Origin of the sequence: Actinomadura luzonensis (genome assembly GCF_022664455.2) — a bacterium.
In the GTDB taxonomy this organism is placed as follows: Bacteria; Actinomycetota; Actinomycetes; order Streptosporangiales; family Streptosporangiaceae; genus Nonomuraea; species Nonomuraea luzonensis.
The window spans coordinates 5,584,687-5,600,946 of the sequence record NZ_JAKRKC020000001.1; the positions used below are offsets into that span (position 1 = coordinate 5,584,687).

The 16,260-nt window shown below is 76.3% G+C and carries 17 protein-coding genes; 3 read left to right on the top strand and 14 right to left on the bottom strand.

What is annotated here, in order from left to right:
- Window positions 1-30: 30 nt before the first annotated feature.
- On the top strand, window positions 31-576 hold the full coding sequence (locus tag MF672_RS26500; protein WP_242383220.1) for a cupin domain-containing protein: 546 nt from the start codon (window positions 31-33) through the stop codon (window positions 574-576).
- Here the strand turns inward: MF672_RS26500 and MF672_RS26505 are convergent.
- The 3 genes from MF672_RS26505 to MF672_RS26515 are packed head-to-tail and all read right to left on the bottom strand — an operon-like array spanning window position 566 to window position 2,816.
- Complete coding sequence (locus MF672_RS26505) at window positions 566-1,051, bottom strand: nitroreductase/quinone reductase family protein (protein WP_242383219.1); 486 nt, start codon at window positions 1,049-1,051, stop codon at window positions 566-568. The two genes, MF672_RS26500 and MF672_RS26505, sit on opposite strands and share 11 nt — an antisense overlap.
- 14 nt (window positions 1,052-1,065) lie before the next feature.
- Window positions 1,066-1,980 (bottom strand): sigma-70 family RNA polymerase sigma factor, encoded by a 915-nt coding sequence (locus tag MF672_RS26510; RefSeq protein WP_242383217.1) that lies wholly within the window; start codon window positions 1,978-1,980, stop codon window positions 1,066-1,068.
- Window positions 1,977-2,816, bottom strand: coding sequence for a universal stress protein (locus tag MF672_RS26515; RefSeq protein WP_242383215.1), 840 nt, complete (start codon window positions 2,814-2,816; stop codon window positions 1,977-1,979). The genes MF672_RS26510 and MF672_RS26515 overlap by 4 nt, the downstream gene beginning before the upstream one ends.
- Before the next feature lie 120 nt (window positions 2,817-2,936).
- Between MF672_RS26515 and MF672_RS26520 the strand changes: the two genes are divergently transcribed.
- Window positions 2,937-3,614, top strand: coding sequence for an HAD family hydrolase (locus MF672_RS26520; RefSeq protein WP_242383213.1), 678 nt, complete (start codon window positions 2,937-2,939; stop codon window positions 3,612-3,614).
- On the opposite strand, the gene MF672_RS26525 is transcribed toward MF672_RS26520, so the two are convergent.
- From MF672_RS26525 to MF672_RS26570, 10 genes are all read right to left on the bottom strand, one after another.
- Entirely contained in the window at window positions 3,607-4,134 is a 528-nt protein-coding gene (locus MF672_RS26525; RefSeq protein ID WP_242383211.1) for a DoxX family membrane protein, read from the bottom strand. The two genes, MF672_RS26520 and MF672_RS26525, sit on opposite strands and share 8 nt — an antisense overlap.
- Before the next feature lie 93 nt (window positions 4,135-4,227).
- On the bottom strand, window positions 4,228-6,681 hold the full coding sequence (locus tag MF672_RS26530; RefSeq protein ID WP_242383209.1) for a cation-translocating P-type ATPase: 2,454 nt from the start codon (window positions 6,679-6,681) through the stop codon (window positions 4,228-4,230).
- An 81-nt stretch (window positions 6,682-6,762) separates the two neighbouring features.
- Window positions 6,763-7,812, bottom strand: coding sequence for a hydrogenase expression/formation protein HypE (gene hypE, locus MF672_RS26535; RefSeq protein ID WP_242383207.1), 1,050 nt, complete (start codon window positions 7,810-7,812; stop codon window positions 6,763-6,765).
- Complete coding sequence (gene hypD / locus MF672_RS26540; protein WP_242383205.1) at window positions 7,809-8,909, bottom strand: hydrogenase formation protein HypD; 1,101 nt, start codon at window positions 8,907-8,909, stop codon at window positions 7,809-7,811. The genes hypE and hypD overlap by 4 nt, the downstream gene beginning before the upstream one ends.
- Window positions 8,893-9,126 (bottom strand): HypC/HybG/HupF family hydrogenase formation chaperone, encoded by a 234-nt coding sequence (locus MF672_RS26545; protein ID WP_242383203.1) that lies wholly within the window; start codon window positions 9,124-9,126, stop codon window positions 8,893-8,895. The genes hypD and MF672_RS26545 overlap by 17 nt, the downstream gene beginning before the upstream one ends.
- Window positions 9,117-10,028 carry a Kae1-like domain-containing protein gene (locus MF672_RS26550; RefSeq protein WP_247815447.1) on the bottom strand — a complete coding sequence of 304 codons (912 nt, stop codon included), beginning with the start codon at window positions 10,026-10,028 and terminating at the stop codon, window positions 9,117-9,119. The genes MF672_RS26545 and MF672_RS26550 overlap by 10 nt, the downstream gene beginning before the upstream one ends.
- A 23-nt stretch (window positions 10,029-10,051) precedes the next feature.
- The gene (locus MF672_RS26555; RefSeq protein ID WP_247815448.1) at window positions 10,052-11,002 is read right to left on the bottom strand and encodes a Sua5/YciO/YrdC/YwlC family protein; all 951 of its coding nucleotides are present in this window, start codon (window positions 11,000-11,002) and stop codon (window positions 10,052-10,054) included.
- A 9-nt stretch (window positions 11,003-11,011) separates the two neighbouring features.
- The gene (locus MF672_RS26560) at window positions 11,012-11,668 is read right to left on the bottom strand and encodes a CBS domain-containing protein (protein ID WP_242383437.1); all 657 of its coding nucleotides are present in this window, start codon (window positions 11,666-11,668) and stop codon (window positions 11,012-11,014) included.
- Window positions 11,669-11,751: 83 nt separating this feature from the next.
- Complete coding sequence (locus MF672_RS26565) at window positions 11,752-12,603, bottom strand: universal stress protein (RefSeq protein ID WP_242383438.1); 852 nt, start codon at window positions 12,601-12,603, stop codon at window positions 11,752-11,754.
- Window positions 12,604-12,669: 66 nt separating this feature from the next.
- Complete coding sequence (locus tag MF672_RS26570) at window positions 12,670-13,710, bottom strand: nitroreductase/quinone reductase family protein (RefSeq protein WP_242383439.1); 1,041 nt, start codon at window positions 13,708-13,710, stop codon at window positions 12,670-12,672.
- A 106-nt stretch (window positions 13,711-13,816) separates the two neighbouring features.
- On the opposite strand from MF672_RS26570, the gene MF672_RS26575 reads away from it, so the two are divergent.
- Window positions 13,817-15,220 carry a DUF4389 domain-containing protein gene (locus tag MF672_RS26575; RefSeq protein ID WP_242383440.1) on the top strand — a complete coding sequence of 468 codons (1,404 nt, stop codon included), beginning with the start codon at window positions 13,817-13,819 and terminating at the stop codon, window positions 15,218-15,220.
- Window positions 15,221-15,266: 46 nt separating this feature from the next.
- Here MF672_RS26575 and MF672_RS26580 read toward each other — a convergent pair whose 3' ends face one another.
- Window positions 15,267-16,166, bottom strand: coding sequence for a universal stress protein (locus MF672_RS26580; RefSeq protein ID WP_242383441.1), 900 nt, complete (start codon window positions 16,164-16,166; stop codon window positions 15,267-15,269).
- Between the last annotated feature and the right edge of the window lie 94 nt (window positions 16,167-16,260).

The window sequence follows — 16,260 nt, forward strand, 5'->3', positions numbered from 1 at the left end:
GACATTTCGCCGCCCCTTAGACTCGGCCGGGTGGAGCTCAAGATCTATCCTGACGGCCCGGCCGTGGACGTCCCCGACGAGGCGGCCGCGCTCGCCGCCGGCCTGCCGGGGCAGCTCGTCCTCGACTGCACCCGCTTCCTGCGCAGGGACGTCACCGGCGCCCCGCTCGGCTTCGTCGAGCGCCCGCCCGTCGCCGCCGCCCTGGACCTCCTGCCGCACCCGGAGGGCGGCTGGTTCCGCGAGACCTGGCGCACCTCGGCGACCGTCGAGCCGCCCGGCTACGCCGGCCCCCGCGCCACGGCCACCGGCATCTACTTCCTGCTGAACCCGGGCGAGGAGTCGGTGCCGCACACGGTCAGGTCGGACGAGGTGTGGTTCTGGCACCGCGGCGGCCCGCTGTCGCTGACGATCGGCGAGGCCACGGTGACGCTCGGCCCGGGGGTGGAGGACGGCCAGGTGCCGCAGGCCGTGGTGCCGGGCGGCGTCCGGCAGTCGGCCCGCCCGGCCGCCGCCGAGCCGGTCCTGGTGAGCTGCGTGGTCTCCCCGGGCTTCGACTTCGCCGACTTCACGGCCTGACGGCGGGCCGGGCGCCGGCCGCGGGCTCGACGCGGAAGACCGGGTACTGCCCGGCGATCGCGTCGAAGTCGGCCAGCGGCGCCCAGCGGTCCACGGGCAGGTGGGGGCGGGCGCCGGGCGCGACGGCGAGGTAGCGGCGCAGGACCGGGGCCCGTTCGGCCGGCGGCAGCTCGACGAGGCGGACGTGCTCGCGCGTGCCGTGCCTGAGCACCGCGAGGCCGCGCGCGGCCCGGACGTTGGCCACCCAGTTGGCGTCGCGGCCGAGCATCGACACCAGGTACCGCCGGCCGCCGAGGCGGGCGACGACCAGGGGGAGCGCGACGGTCCTGCCGGTGTGGCGGCCGGTCACCTCCAGGGTGACCAGGCGGCCGGGCATCAGCAGGCCGCTGCTGTGGACGGCCGCCCACAGCCGGTTGACCGCCCTGGCGAGCCGGTTGGGGCGGCCGCCCCGGTACAACCATTGGTGCAGCGTCATGGCGCGGCCCTCCCTCAGCCGGCCCAGGCCCGCAGGCCCGCCCTGGCGCCGTAGCGGCGCAGCCGGGCCAGCGACTCGCGTTCGAGCTGGCGCACCCAGTGCGGGGTCAGGCCCATGCGGTCGGCGATCTGCCGGGGCGTGTGCTCGCCCTGGCCGTCCAGCCCGAAGCGCATCCGCATGATCATGGCCTGGCGCGGGGCCAGGTCGGCCATCAGCGTCGTCAGCGCGGCCTTCAGCGCCGCGCGTTCGGCGGCCTGGGCGGGGGTGACGGCGTCGGGGTCCTCGACGAGGTCGCCGAGGGTGCCCTGGTGCGGGTCGCCGGGGGCGTGGTCGAGGCTGACGCAGTCCTGGGAGACGCGGCGCAGCGTGACGAGCTTGGCGGTCTTCTCGCCCAGGTGCTCGGCCAGCTCGGCCTCGGTGGGGGTGCGGCCGAGGGCCTGGGTGACGACGATCTCGGCCTGCGCGAGCTTGCCGAGCTGGTCCTGGACGCCGATCGGCAGGCGGACGGTGTGCGCGTACTCCAGCCCCTGCTGGATGGACTTGCGGATCCACCAGGTGGCGCAGGTGGAGAAGCGGTGGCCGCGGGTGTGGTCGTAGCGTCCGACGGCCTCGATCAGGCCGAGGTTGCCGTCCTGGATGACGTCCGCCCAGGACATGCCGCGGTGCGCGTAGCGTTTGGCGACCGACACCACGAGCCGCAGGTTCGCGCGGATCAGGTGGTCGCGGGCGGCCCGGCCGTCGGCGACCAGCTCCTCCAGGCCGGGCCTGGAGACGCCTTCGGCCAGCAGGTGGGCCGCGTACGTGCCGGCCTCGACGCGCTTGGCCAGCGCGACCTCCTCCTCGGCGCTGAGCAGCGGCGTGGCGCCGATGCTCGCGAGGTAGTCGCCGAGCTGGTCGGCCTGCGGCCCGGCCTCGGCCTGCGCGCTCATCGTCCTCTCCTCACCACGACGAACGGGCAGGGCGACTCGTGCAGGAGGCCCTGGCTGACCGAGCCCATCACCATGCCGGAGAACGTGCCGTGCCCGTGCGAGCCGGCGACCAGCAGGTCCGCGCCGGCGGCGGCCTGCCGCAGCACCTCGACCGGGTGGCCGTGCACGACCTCCTCGATCACCGGCACGTCCGGGTGCCGTTCGCGGTGCCCGGCCAGGGTCTCCTTCAGCACGAGCAGCTCGTCGCGCTCGTCGTCGGGGTCGGCCGGGCCGAGCCCGCGCACGTCCGCCCAGGACCAGGCGTGCACGGCCCGCAGGGCGGTGCCGCGCAGGTCGGCCTCGGCGAAGGCGAAGTCGAGCACCCGCCCGGCCATGGGCGAGCCGTCCACGCCGACGACGATCTCGCCGCGCGGCAGCGACGGCAGCTCGCGCACCACGACGACGGCGCACGGCGCGTGCCCGGCGACGCCGTAGGCGACCGAGCCGACCAGCAGCCCGCGCACGCCGCCGACGCCGTGGCTGCCGAGCACCACCAGCTCGGCGTCCGCGGCGGCCCTGACCAGCGCGGTGCGGGGGTCGCCGGGCAGGAACACGGTCCGCACGTCGATCTTCGGGCGTTCCCGGCGGGCGCGGGCCTCGCCGGCGGCGAGCACGGTACGGCCTCCGTCCCGCATCCAGCCGGCCACCTCGGCGTAGCGGCCGCTCTCGGTCTCGCACGCCCACCTGGGCATGGCGTGCGCCACGGTCAGCGGCACGTCGCGCAGCGCGGCCTCGCGCGCGGCCCAGCCCGCGGCCTCCAGTCCGGCGCGGGACCCGTCGACCCCGACAATGATCATGATGCCTCCTGATCGCTCCGTGTCCATGACACCGCCGGGGCGGGTGACGGGCCTAGCGACGAAAGTCCTTTCCGGCAGGGACCTCCGACAACTGCGGGCCGGGACCCGTACGCTCGGGGCATGCGGCCGCTCGCGCTCTTCGACCTGGACCGGACCCTGCTCGACCTGGACACGGCGCTGGCGCGCTGGGCGGCGGAGTTCGCGGCGGGGCGCGGGCTGGGGCCGGAGGCGGTGGCGCTGGTGACGGCGCTCGACGCGGAGCTGCGCCCGGACCGCGGCCGGTTCTTCGCCGAGCTGCGGCGCCGGTTCGGCCTGCCGGAGCCGGCGGAGGAGCTGCGGGAGGCGTTCCGGCGGCGGCTGCCGTACCTGGCGGGCTGTTATCCAGGGGTCCGCGAGGCGCTGGCGGGGCTGCGCGCGGAGGGGTGGCGCGTCGGGATCGTCACGAACGGCGCGGCGGACCGGCAGCTCGGCAAGATCCGCCGGACGGGGCTGGGCGAGCTGGTGGACGGCTACGCGATCTCCGACGCCGAGGGCGTGCGCAAGCCGGCGGCGGAGCTGTTCGCGATCGCGGCCCGCCGCTGCGGCACGGGCCTGGCGGCGGGCGGCTGGATGGTGGGCGACAACCCGGCCACGGACGTGGCGGGGGCCAGGGCGGCGGGGCTGCGCAGCGTGTGGATCGACCACGGCACCTGGCCGGCGCACGCGAACGTGGCCGACCATGTGGTCGGCCACGTCCTGGCGGGTGTCGAGGTGGTGCGGGACGCCTGCTCCGGCGGAGCAGGCCGCGTGGTCACTTGAGCCATGCGTTCTCGCGGACGAACCGCAGGGTGCCGAGGCCGAAGACCGCGCCGGCGTTGGCGAGCGCCAGGCCGATGATGACGATCGAGTAGATCAGGTGCTCGTCCATGAACGGGTTGTTGGCCAGGGGCAGCTCGGCCGCCCACATGAGGACCAGCATCGCGGTGCCCGCGCCGGCCGCGATCCGGGTGCCGATGCCGAGGACCAGCGCCAGGCCCACGCCCAGCAGGCCGAGCATGAACAGCCAGTCCACCCAGGCCTGTCCGGCCAGGGAGCTGAAGAAGCCGCCGAGCGCGTTCTCGCCGGTGCCCTTGAGGAAGCCGGTGGTGGGGCTGCCGCCGTTGATCCAGGACTTGGCGGCGGGAGTGGCGAAGCCCCAGCCGAAGGTCTTGTCGAGGAAGGCCCACAGGAAGATCCAGCCGATCGCGATCCGGGTGATGGCCCAGACGTAGTCGACGGGGCGGCGTGCCTCGGTGGCGATGCCGGCCTGCGCGGCAGGCTTGCTGACGGTGGCGGCCATGACGGCCCCCTTTCCATGACGGTCGGTCGTGCTTCTCACGCTCCAAGCACACCGCTTTATGCGCGCTTTACGCAGAGCCGTACGGCCTGCCCGTCACGGGCCTTTGGTCCTCTTCCTGGCCCGCCACCCCTTGTGCGCGGCGTCGGCCAGCACCATGACGGGGATCGCGGCCGCCGCCAGCGCCCACCCCGCGGCGGGCGGGAACGCGCCGCCGAGCACCCGGGCGACCGGCGGCACGGCGAGGAAGAACAGCAACATCCCGGCCTCGAAGGCGACCGCCCCGAGCAGCAGCGGGTTGGCCCGCCACCGCAGCCGGCCGATCCAGCGGGACTCGCTGCGGCAGGCGAAGGCGTTGGCGAACTGGCCGAGCACGACGGCGGCGAACGCGGTGCCGGACGCCGCGGCCAGCAGCCCCGCCCCCGGCGCGAGCCCGGGACGCCAGCCGCCGAGCAGCAGCACCCCGGCGAAGGCCGCCATCTCGGCCAGCGCCTGGGCGGGGCCGAGCACGCCGAAGACGCGGGCGAGGACCCGCCGGTCCACGAGGTTGCCGGTGCGGGCGGGGCCGTCCATGGTGCGCGGGTTGGCGGGCTCGGCGCCGAGGGCGAGCGCGGGCAGCAGGTCGGTGCCGATGTCGAGGGCGAGCACCTGGAGCACGCCGATCGCCAGCGGGATCGTGCCGCCGCTCAGCGCCCACACGGCGAACGGGGTCAGCTCGGCCACGTTGTCGGTCAGGTGGTAGGTGAGGAAGCGGCGCACGTTGGCGTAGGTCGCCCGGCCCAGCTCGACGGCCGCGACGATGGTGGCGAAGTGGTCGTCCAGCAGCACCAGATCGGCGGCCTCGCGGGCGACGTCGGTGCCGGAGCGGCCCATCGCCACGCCGATGTCGGCCTCGCGCAGCGCCGGCCCGTCGTTGACGCCGTCGCCGGTCATGGCGACGACGTGGCCGCGCGAGCGCAGCGCGCGGGCGATGCGCAGCTTGTCCTCGGGGGTGACGCGGGCGACGACCACGCCGTCGCAGTCCAGCAGCTCGCCGAGCGCGGCGTCGTCGCCGGGCAGCTCGGCGCCGGTGACGACCAGCTCGTCCGGGCCCAGCAGGCCGACCTCGCGGGCGATGGCGCGGGCGGTGCCGGGATGGTCGCCGGTGACCATGGCCAGCCTGATCCCGGCGATGCGGCACTTCCAGATGGCCTCGGCGACGTCGTCGCGCGGCGGGTCGTGCAGGCCGACCAGGCCCAGCAGCTCCAGGTCCCGCTCGTCCTCCCCCTGGCCCGTCGCGACGGCGAGGACCCGCAGCCCGTGCTCGCTCATCCGGGCCAGCTCGTCCTCCACGCCCGGCGCCGGCCGGCACAGCGGCAGCACCGCGTCGGGCGCGCCCTTGAGGTGCAGCCGGCCGCCCACCACGACCGAGGCGCGGCGGCGCACCGGGTCGAACGGGAACCGCCGGACGACCTCGCCCGTCAGGTCCGCCCCCACCCGCAGCGCCTCGACGTGCAGCGCGACCTCCATCGGGTCGCCGACCGGCCGGCCGCCGCTCATCCGGCCGGTGGAGCTGAGCACGGCCGAGCGCATCACCTCGGGGCGCGGGCAGGAGGGCGCCCACACCTCGGCGACGGTCATCTCGTTGCGGGTCAGCGTGCCGGTCTTGTCGGTGCAGATGAACGTGGCCGAGCCGAGCGTCTCGACCGCCTCCAGGTGCCGTACCAGGGCGTTCCTGGCCGCCATGCGCTGCGCGGCGCGCGCCAGCGACAGCGTCACGGTCGGCAGCAGCCCCTCGGGCACCAGCGCCACCGTCACCCCCAGCGCGAACAGGAAGCCCTGCCCGGGATCCATCCCGAGCAGCACGGCCAGCCCGAAGAAGGCCGCGCCGACGGCGAGCGCGATCCCGGCGACGATCCGCACCACCTTGCCGAGCTGCACGGCGAGCGGGCTCGGCGGGCGGCGCGCCTCGCGGGTCAGCCGGGCGATCGCGGCCAGCCTGGTCCGCGCCCCGGTGGCGGTGACGACGGCCTCGGCCTGGCCCTCCACCACGAACGTCCCCGCGTGGGCGGCCTCGCCCGCCCCGGGCCGGACGGGCCGGCTCTCCCCGGTCAGCATCGACTCGTTGACCGCCAGCGCGTGCGCCTCGGCCAGCTCCAGGTCCGCCGAGACGCGGTCGCCCGCCTCCAGCAGCACCACGTCGCCGGCGACCAGCTCGGCGGCGGGGACGAGCCGGCGCTCGCCGTCCCTGCGGACCACCGCGTTCGCCGGGATCAGCTCGCCGAGCCGCTGCGCGGCCCGGTCCGCGCGGTACTCCTGGGCGAAGGCGAACGCGCCGTTGAGCAGCACCACGACGACGATGGCCACGGCGAGCTGCGGCATCCCGGCCAGCAGCGCCAGCCCGGCCGCCGCCCACAGCAGCAAGGCGAAGAAGTGCGCCATCTCGCGCAGCAGGAGCACGACGGGAGAGGCGCGGCGGGCGGCCGGCAGGGTGTTGGGCCCGTCGGCGGCCAGGCGGGCGGCGGCCTCGGCGGAGGTCAGGCCCGGCCGTACGGGCGAGGCGGTCCTCATGCCCGCCACGTTCCCGCGCGGCGGGCGGCTCCCGGCAGAGGCGTTCGGCACCAAGGTCGTGGGCCTTCCGGCTCGCTCCGGTCAGCAGATCCTGGGCAGCTGCTCGCCGACGAGCAGGTCCACGACCCGGGTCGAGCCGACCAGCGTCCGCATGATCACCCGGCCGGGGTGCCCGGCGACCAGCGTCCCGATCCTGGTGGCCTGCGCGCCCTCGGGCCGCGCGCGCATCGCGGACAGGACCGCGCCGGCCCGCGCCGGGTCCACGAACGCCACCAGGCAGCCCTCGTTGGCCACGTGCAGCGGGTCGAGGCCGAGCAGGTCGCAGGCGGCGGCCACCTCCGGCGGCACGGGGACGGCCGGCTCGTCCAGCTCGACGCCGACGCCGGAGGCCGCGGCCAGCTCGTTGAGCGCGGCCGACAGCCCGCCCCGGGTGGGGTCGCGCAGCGCGTGCACGCCGCAGCTCCCCGCCGTGATCATCGCGGCGGCCAGGCGGTGCAGCGGGCGGCTGTCGGAGGCGATCCCGGTCTCGAAGCCGAGCCCTTCGCGGGTGCTGAGGATGGTGACGCCGTGCAGGCCGATGGGCCCGGACAGCAGCACGGCGTCCCCCGGACGGCCGCCGGCCGCGCTGACGTGCGCCCCGGGCAGCCGGACGCCGACGCCGGTCGTGGTGACGTAGAGCCCGTCGGCGGCGCCCCTGCCGACGACCTTGGTGTCGCCGGTGACGACGGGCACGTCGCAGGCGCGGGCAGCGGCGGCGACCGACGCGGTGACCCGGCGCAGCTCCTCCAGCGGCAGCCCCTCCTCCACGATGTACGCCAGCGTCAGCGCCACCGGCACCGCGCCCCGCATGGCGAGGTCGTTGACCGTGCCGTGGACCGCCAGCGAGCCGATGTCCCCGCCGGGGAAGAAGCGCGGCGTCACCACGAACCCGTCGGTGGACACCACGATCTCGGGCGCGCCGGTGGTGACCAGCGCGGCGTCCTCGGTGGCGGGCGCGCCGAGCCGCGGGGTCAGGTCGGCGAGCAGCTCGGCCATGAGCCGGCCGCCGGAGCCGTGGCCGAGCAGCACGCGCTCGTCCTCGGTGAGCGGCGCCGGGCAGGTCGCGGCGAGCGGGTCGAAGCCCGTGCTCATGGCAGCACCTCCTGTGCTTCCTGCCGGACGCGGCCGGCGTTGTGGTAGGCGGCGCAGGTGCCCTCGGCGGAGACCATCGGCGCGCCGAGCGGGCGGCGGGGCGTGCACAGCGTGCCGTAGGCGGGGCAGTCGAGCGGGGTGCTGGTGCCGCGCAGGATGTCGCCGGCGATGCAGGCCGGGTGCTCGCGGGCGCTGAGGCCGGCCACGCCGAACCGCAGCGCGGCGTCGTACGCGGCGAACTCCGGCGCCAGCACCAGCCCGCTGTCCGGGATGTCGCCGATGCCGCGCCAGGTCTGGCCGCTCACCCGGAACACCCGGCGCAGGGCGTCCCTGGCGAAGGTGTTGCCCTCGCGCCGCACCGCCCGCGCGTACTGGTTCTCGACCTCGAAGCGGCCCTCCTCGAGCTGGCGCACCACCATGAGGATGCCTTCGAGCAGGTCCAGCGGCTCGAACCCGGTCACCACGATGGGCACCCGGTAGCGGGCGGCCAGCGGCTCGTACTCGGTCCAGCCCATGACCGCGCACACGTGCCCGGCGGCGAGGAACGCGTCCACGGACGCCGACTCCATGATCGCCGACATGGCGGGCGGCACCAGCACGTGGCTGACGAGCACGCTGAAGTTGGCGAGCCCCTCGCGGGCGGCCGTGAGCACGGCCATCGCGTTGGCGGGCGCGGTGGTCTCGAAGCCGACGGCGAAGAACACCACCTGCCTGCCGGGGTTGGCGGCGGCCAGGCGGACGGCGTCCAGCGGCGAGTACACCACGCGCACGTCCGCGCCGCGCGCCTTGGCCGACAGCAGGTCCGTGCCGGAGCCGGGGACGCGCAACATGTCGCCGAACGAGGTGAAGATCACCTCCGGCCGGGCGGCGATGGCCAGCGCCCGGTCGACGGTGGCCAGCGGCGTCACGCAGACCGGGCAGCCGGGCCCGTGCACCATCCGGACCGGGATCAGCTCGTCGATGCCCTGCCGCACGATCGTGTGCGTCTGCCCGCCGCAGACCTCCATGATCGACCAGCGGTGGCGGGCGGCGGCCCGGATCTCGCCGATGAGGCGGCGGGCCAGCACGGGGTCGCGGTACTCATCGAGATACTTCATCCAGCCCTCCGGGGATGGCGCGGAGCACCGCGAGCGTCCGCAGCGCCTCGTCCTCGTCGAGCACGGAGATCGCGAACCCCACGTGCACGATCACGTAGTCGCCCACGCCGGCCTCCGGCGTGTACGCCAGGCAGACCTCGCGGCGCAGGCCGGCGAAGTCGGCCGTCCCCATCTCGCCGTCGCGGGCGGTGATCCGCCCCGGAACCCCTAGGCACATGACAACCTCGCAGCCGCTATGGCCGCCTGGCCGAGCCCGACGCCCCCGCAGCCGACGGGGACGCGCTCGCCCGCGTACGCCTCGAACCCCGCCGTCGTCAGGCGGGCGAGGACGCCGGCGAGCGGCAGCCGCTGGTCGAAGACGTCACCGGCCAGGCAGACCCGGGTGACGTCGCAGGCGTCGGCGGCGCGCTCGCACATCAGCACGGTGACGGCCGCGACGGTGGCGTGGAGTGCGGCGGCGATCCGCGCGGGCGGCTCGCCGGCCTCCTTGGCCTCCCGCAGGTGGCGGAGGGTGGCGGTGGTGTCGTACACCCACAGGCCGTCGCGCCGCTCCAGCCGCCAGGCCAGCGGCTCCGCCTCCGGGTACGCCTCCGGGTCCGTGTCCGCCCGCAGGCCCGTGACCGGCCCGAGGAGGGCGGCGGCGGCCCGGTACAGCTCCGGCAGGCCGGAACGCGGCCGGGACGGGCGGGACAGCGAGCCGAGGCGGCGGCAGGCGGTGTACGTGGCCAGCAGCAGCTCGCCGCCCCAGAGCGTGCCGTCGCCGGCGGGCGCGGGGCGTCCGTCGCAGACCAGGGCCAGGAAGGGCGGCTCCAGCAGGTGCTCGGCGGCGACGGCCGCGGCGTGCGCGTGATGGTGCTGGACGGCGGTGCGGCGGTGCCAGCGGCGGGCCTGCCGCGCGGCGGGGCCTGTGGGGTCGAGGTCGTGCACGGCGTGCACCGGCTCGACGCCGGCCAGGGCCACCAGCCGCTCCAGCGCCACGTCAGCCGCCTCCGCCCTGCCGGGACCGAGGCCGGAGGGGTCGTCGAGAGTTGGGGCGAGGAAGGCGCGGTCGCCGGCGGCCAGCGCGAACGCCGGGGCGGCGCCCGCCCCGAACGCCACGAGCGGCCGCGGCGAGGCCACCGGCAGCCGCAGCGGCCCGGGCGTCAGCCCGCGCCCCGGCGCACCGCGACGGCCCGCACCCCGCCGGCCCGGGCCCCGAGCGAGCGCAGCACCGTGTCCCCGTCGGCGGCCCCGAAGGCGGCCCCGGAAGCGGACCCGGAGGCGGACCCGTCGGCGGCCCCGCAGGCGGACACGGCGGGCAGGTCGTCGCCCAGCACCCCGTCCACGTCGTCGAAGCGCCGCCCCGGCCCGGCGGGGAGGCCGGCCCAGGACACGGCGAGCGGCCGGCGGACGGCGTCCAGCAGCAGGTGGTGCACCGGCGTGTGCGGCAGCACCAGCCCGAGCTCCGGCGGCCCGGCGGGCGCGCCCTCCCGGCGCGGGACGAGCAGGACGGGCGCGCCCGGCGAGGCGAGCAGCCGCCGGTCCTGGGCGGTGAGCCGCCCGAAGGCCGCCGCGGCGGCGGGCCCCGGCACCATGAGGGCGGGTTCGCCGCCGGCGTGCCGCAGCCGGGCGACGGAGTCGGCGTTGGCCGCGTCGCACACCAGCCGCGTCCCGCCCGGCCCCTTGACGGCGATCACGCCGCCGGCGGCGACCAGCGCGCCGGCCGCGCGCAGCGCCGCGTCGCCGGACAGGCCGAGGAAGCTCAGCCGGGGGCCGCACGCGGGGCAGGCGACGGCCTCGTCGCGGAAGCGCCGCCCGGCGGGGTCGCGGTACTCGGCGGCGCAGGCCGCGCACATCGGGAAGCGCCGCAGCGCGGTGCGCTCACGCGCGAACGGCGGCCCGGCGGCGATGGAGGCCCGCGGCCCGCAGGCCGCGCAGCCGGTGAAGGCGTACCGGTGGCGCCGCGCGCCCGGGTCGAACAGCTCCAGCAGGCACGCGGCGCAGGTGGCGAGGTCGGGCGGGACCGCCGCGGCGGCCGGCGCGAGGACAGCGGCCGCCGCGGGGACGCGGGCGCCGGGTCCCGGGGGAAGACCTGTGGGGGGTGCCGTCTCCACCTGCGGCTCCTACAGCAGCGGCGGCATGACGATGAGGTCGTCCTTGTCGCAGCTCACGTCCGCGACGACGTCGATGACCCCTTCCACGCCGCGTACCCGCTCGACGAGCGCGACCGCCTGCGAGCGCCATTCGGTCCGGCCGGAGATCCGCACCAGGCCGCGGTCGATCTCGACCGCGAACGTCCCGTGCTCGGGGAGCACGGCCCTGATGTCGTCCTCCAGCTCCTCGACCGGCCGGGTGAAGACGCGCAGCACGTCCCGCTGGTGCAGGGTGCCGACGATCCTGCCGGTGCCGGGGTCGACCACGGGAAGCTGCTTGATGTGCCGGTCGTGCATCAGCCTGGCCGCCTCGCGCACGGTGCTGCGGGGCGCGACGGTGATCGCCGGCGAGGTCATGAGCTGGGCGGCGGTGACCGCCGCGGCCTTCTCGTGCTCCCTGCGCCGCTCGCGGGACTCGAAGATGGAGACGCTGTGGCGCACCGGGTCGGCCTCCTTCATGAGGAGATCGTCCGCGGTGACCACGCCCACGGGCCGCCGCTCGGCGTCGATGACGGTGACGGCGCCGACCGCGAACCGCTTCATCGCGGCCACGATGTCGGCGAACGACGCGTCCTCCCTGACGGCGATGGCCACGCGTCCCATGAGGTCCTTGACTTCGATTGCCATGGTCTCCCACCTCGCTTTCCCCTCATACCGTCCGCCACCTGGGGCCGGGCCCGGCAGCGGCGAACGTCCCTGACAGGTGTGGCTTAGGTCCTCTGGGCGGGCACGCCGGCCTGCGGGGCGCGGACGACGGCCACGGTGCAGCGGGCGTGGTGCAGGACGCCGCGGCTGACCGAGCCGAGCAGCGCCGCGCCGAGCGGTCCGCGCCCGTGCGAGCCGACCACCACCAGGTCGGCCTCCGCGGACGCCTCGGTGAGCGCCTCGACGGGGCTGGCGAACTTGATGTCCTCGCTGACCTCGACGTCCGGGTAGCCGCGGCGGAACGCCTCCAGCCGCCGCTGGACGGCCCGGTGCTGGTTGGCGCGCACCTCGTCGAGGTCGCGGGCGATCTCGGGGGCGAAGGCGTGCACCACGCGCAGCTTGCTGCCGCGCAGGTCGGCCTGCCGGAAGGCGTAGGCGAGCGCGGGCTCGCAGGCGGGCGAGTCGTCCACGCCGACCACGATGCGGCCCTGGCGGGGCCGCCGCTCGCCGCGCACCACGACGACGGGGCACGGCGCCTGCCCGGCCACGTGGGCGCTGACGGAGCCGAGCAGCGTCCCGGCGAAGCCGCCGAGGCCCCGGCTGCCGACCACGACCTCGCTGGCGTGCTCGGCCTGCTCGCGCAGCACGGCCGCGGGCGCGCCCTCGATGTCCTGCGTCTGCACCTCGACCGCGGGCTGCCGCTCGCGGGCCAGCGCGACGGCCTCGCGCAGCACCCGGTGCCCCTCGCGGACCAGGGTGTCGCTGACCCCGGAGGCGGGGAACCTGTCGATCTGGTACGGCGAGCGGTCCACCGCGTACACGATTCTGAGCGGCACGTGCGAGCGGAAGGCGTCACCGGCCGCCCAGTCCACCGCCGCCCGCGCGGTCAACGACCCGTCCACACCCACCACGATCATGATGGCCTCCTTTCGTCCATCCATCGCACCCTGCGGGCGGCCGTGCGTCGCAGGGCCGGAGGTCCATCACGTGGGGGGCCTTAGGACCATGACGGGTCGCAGGAGCCGGACCAGGGCGAGGCCGGTGAGCGCGGCGACCGTGGCGGCCATGACGGCCCCGGCGAGCACCCCGACGGCGGCCACCAGCCACCCCGGCTGCCCCTCCTGCCACAGTGGCGTCGCCACCAGCATGAACGCCCCGAGCGCCACCAGCCAGGCGGCCATCGTCGCGGGCACCCACCGCCAGGCGCGCGGCACGTGCCGCCGCAGCACCCGCCACTGCAGCACGCCCATCCCGGCCAGCAGCACCACGCCGAGCAGCACGAGCACCGCCGGGTGCCACCGCCACAGCCGCTCGCCCAGCACGAACGGCAGCGCCCCGACCGTCCACGCGATCCCCGCGCCGCCGGCCGTCGCCCGCACCCACTCCCGCGTCCCGGCCCCGGGCAGCGCGCTCCGCAGCGCGTACGCCTGCGCCAGCCCGAGCACGACGCCCTCGGCCAGCCCCGCCGCGACGATCGTGGCGCCCTGCAGCAGCGGCCCGATGCCGAGCAGCCCCCACGGCACGCCCGCCGCGAGCGCCCCGGTCACGGCGGGGACCGCGAACCCCGCGATCTCGCCGAGCGTGACGGCGGCGAACCAGCGCCGCCACAGGCCCCGCGGGCCGGGCCCGGCCGCGGGCGCCCGGGCCTCCAGGTGGACGGTGACCGCGACGAGCTCTCCCCCGGCCTCGGGATCGGCGGGGCCGGCGTCGGCGACTGCCTCGTACGTCACGCCGCCCACGAGGGCCCGCAGCGGCGCGCCGCCGCGCACGTTGCGCCACCACTGCCGGGAGCGGCGGGTGAGCACGCGCAGCACGTCGCGCTCGCGCCGGTAGCTCACCGGCACCGCGAGGAGTCTCCCGCTGCGGCGGCCGGTGACCTCCAGCAGCGCGACCGAGCCGGAGACCAGGTCGTGCAGCGGCGAGCGCAGCAGCCGGACGACGAACGGGTTCAGCAGGTTCTGCAGGCGGTCCAGGCGCCGGGGGGCGTGACGCCCGGGCGGCCGGGTGAGGGATGGACGCTCCATGGGCGCAGCGTCCCACCGGGAAGGGCGGCCTTCCCGGGTCGTACGTCCCGGCAAGCGCCGCCGTTGGACCCTGCCCGCCCCCGCCGGGCGGTGCTGCGCTGGGGGCATGAACGGTTACCCCGTCAGAGTGGAGGCCAGGCTGGACGAGCCGCTGAACCGCGGCCTGTGGCTCGTCAAATGGTTCCTGGCGATCCCCCACTACATCGTGCTGTCGCTTCTCTGGATCGCCTTCGCGGTCCTCTCCGTCGTGGCGTTCTTCGCGATCCTGTTCACCGAGCGGTATCCGCGGGCGCTGTTCGACTTCAACCTCGGCGTGCTGCGCTGGACCTGGCGGGTGGCGTACTACACCTACGGCGCGCTGGGCACCGACCGCTACCCGCCCTTCTCCCTCGGCGCCGAGCCGGACTACCCGGCCACGCTGGAGATCGACTACCCCGAGCGGCTCTCGCGCGGGCTGGTGCTGGTCAAGTGGTGGCTGCTGGCCATCCCGCACTACCTGGTGGTCGGGCTGTTCACCGCGGGCAGCGTGATCTCCTGGCGCGACGACGTGCCCGACCGGGTCGGCGGCTGGTTCTACACGCTCGACTGGGGCGGCCTCATCGGGCTCATGGTCGCGCTCGCCGCCGTCGCCCTGCTGTTCACCGGCCGCTACCCGCACGGCGTCTACGACTTCGTGGTGGGGATGAACCGGTGGGCGCTGCGGGTGGCCGCGTACGCGGCGCTGATGACCGACGCCTACCCGCCGTTCCGGCTGGAGCAGGGCGGGCACGAGCTGCCGCGGATGGAGCCGCCGCCGGTGCCGCACCAGGAGCCGGTCCGGCACACGACCGGGTCGGTGGTGGCGATCGTGCTCGGCGCGCTGCTCGCGTTCGCGGCGATCGGGACGGCGGCGGCCGGGTCGTTCTCGGCCGTGGTCGCGCGCTCCCGGGCCGGCGACGGCTTCGTCAGCACGACCGCCGAGCGGATCGCGACCCCGTCGTACGCGCTGACCACCGAGGAGATCGCCATCGGCGGCCAGGGCGTCCAGTACGTGCGCGGCTTCACCGGCAAGGTGCGCATCTCGGCCACCGGCACGGCCACGCCGCTGTTCGTCGGTGTCGGGCCGACGGCGGACGTGGACAGCTACCTGCGGAACGTCGCCTACGACCGCATCACCCGCCTGACCTTCGGCCCGGGGCCCGAGGACGTCACCTACGTCCGGCACCCCGGCGGCGGACCGGCGGCGGCGCCCGCGGCGCAGCCGTTCTGGGCGGCCAAGGGCTCCGGCAGCGTGGAGTGGACGCTGCGGCCCGGTGACTGGACGGTCGTGGTGATGAACGCCGACGGCGGCGCGACGATCTCGGCCGATCTGCGGCTCGGGGCCACGCTGCCGTGGCTGGACAGCGTGACGCAGGGATTGTTCGTGGTGACCGGGATCCTGCTGCTGACCGGCACGGCGCTGGTGCTGATCGGCGTCCGGCTGCCGCACACCCCGGCGCCCGGGCCCAAGCCCACGGTGCCGACAGCTTGACGGGCGCCGGCATCGCGACGGCGGCGCGGCGGCACCGGGTCCCGCCTCAGCGTTCACGCGGGGCGGCGACCCGGTGCTCGCGCACGTGCTCGTGGCGGAGGGCGGCGGCGGGGGCGGGCACGACCGCGACCGGGCAGGCCGCCCGGTGCACGAGCGCCTGGCTGACCGAGCCGAGCAGCAGGCCGCGCAGCTCGCCCAGCCCGCGCGGGCCGACGACCACCAGCCGCGCCCGCTCACTGGCCGCCAGCAGCGCCTGCCGGGCCGGCTGGTCCACCTGCTCGACCGTCGCGTCCAGCTCCGGGTCGGCGCGGTGCAGCGCCTGCAGCTCGTCCCAGGCCAGGCCCTCGGCCGAGGTGCGGGGCTCGTCCATGGCCGCCTCCCTGCCCTGCTCGCGGTAGGCGATGACCACGCGCAGCCGCGTGTGCCGGACCAGGGCCTGCCGGGCGGCGAAGCGCAGGGCGGCGAAGGCGGGCGGCGAGGCGTCGAACCCGGCGACCACCGGCATGCTCCTCGACGGCGGCCCGCCGCGCACCACGATGACCGGGCAGCGGGCGTGCGCGGCCACGTACGCGCTGGTCGAGCCGGCCACCAGCCCGCCCACGCCGCCGTACCCGCGGGTGCCGACCACGATCATGGCGGCGGTCCGCGACAGGCGCGTCAGGACCTCCGGGGGCGTGCCCCGGTCGGTGAGCGCGTTGACGACCAGCTCAGGGTGTTCGAGTGCGGCCCAGCGGGCGCCGCTCCTGACCATGCGCAGGGCGGGCAGCTTGGCCAGCGTCAGCGGCACCAGCTCGCCCGGCCACTCGTGGTAGGGCCACTCCCAGGCGTTGCACACGGTGAGCGGCAGCCGGGAGGCGGCGGCCTCCGCGGCGGCGTAGCGCAGGGCCCGCCGGCCCTCGTCCGACTCGTCGAAGCCCGCGACCACGCCCAGCTCGTCGTCACGCATCGGGATCACCTCGCAAGCGGCTTTCCCTCATCGTCGGACGGCGGGCGCGGCCGGGCGGAGGGTCCTCCCGCACCCGTTCGGGAGGACCTTGGTC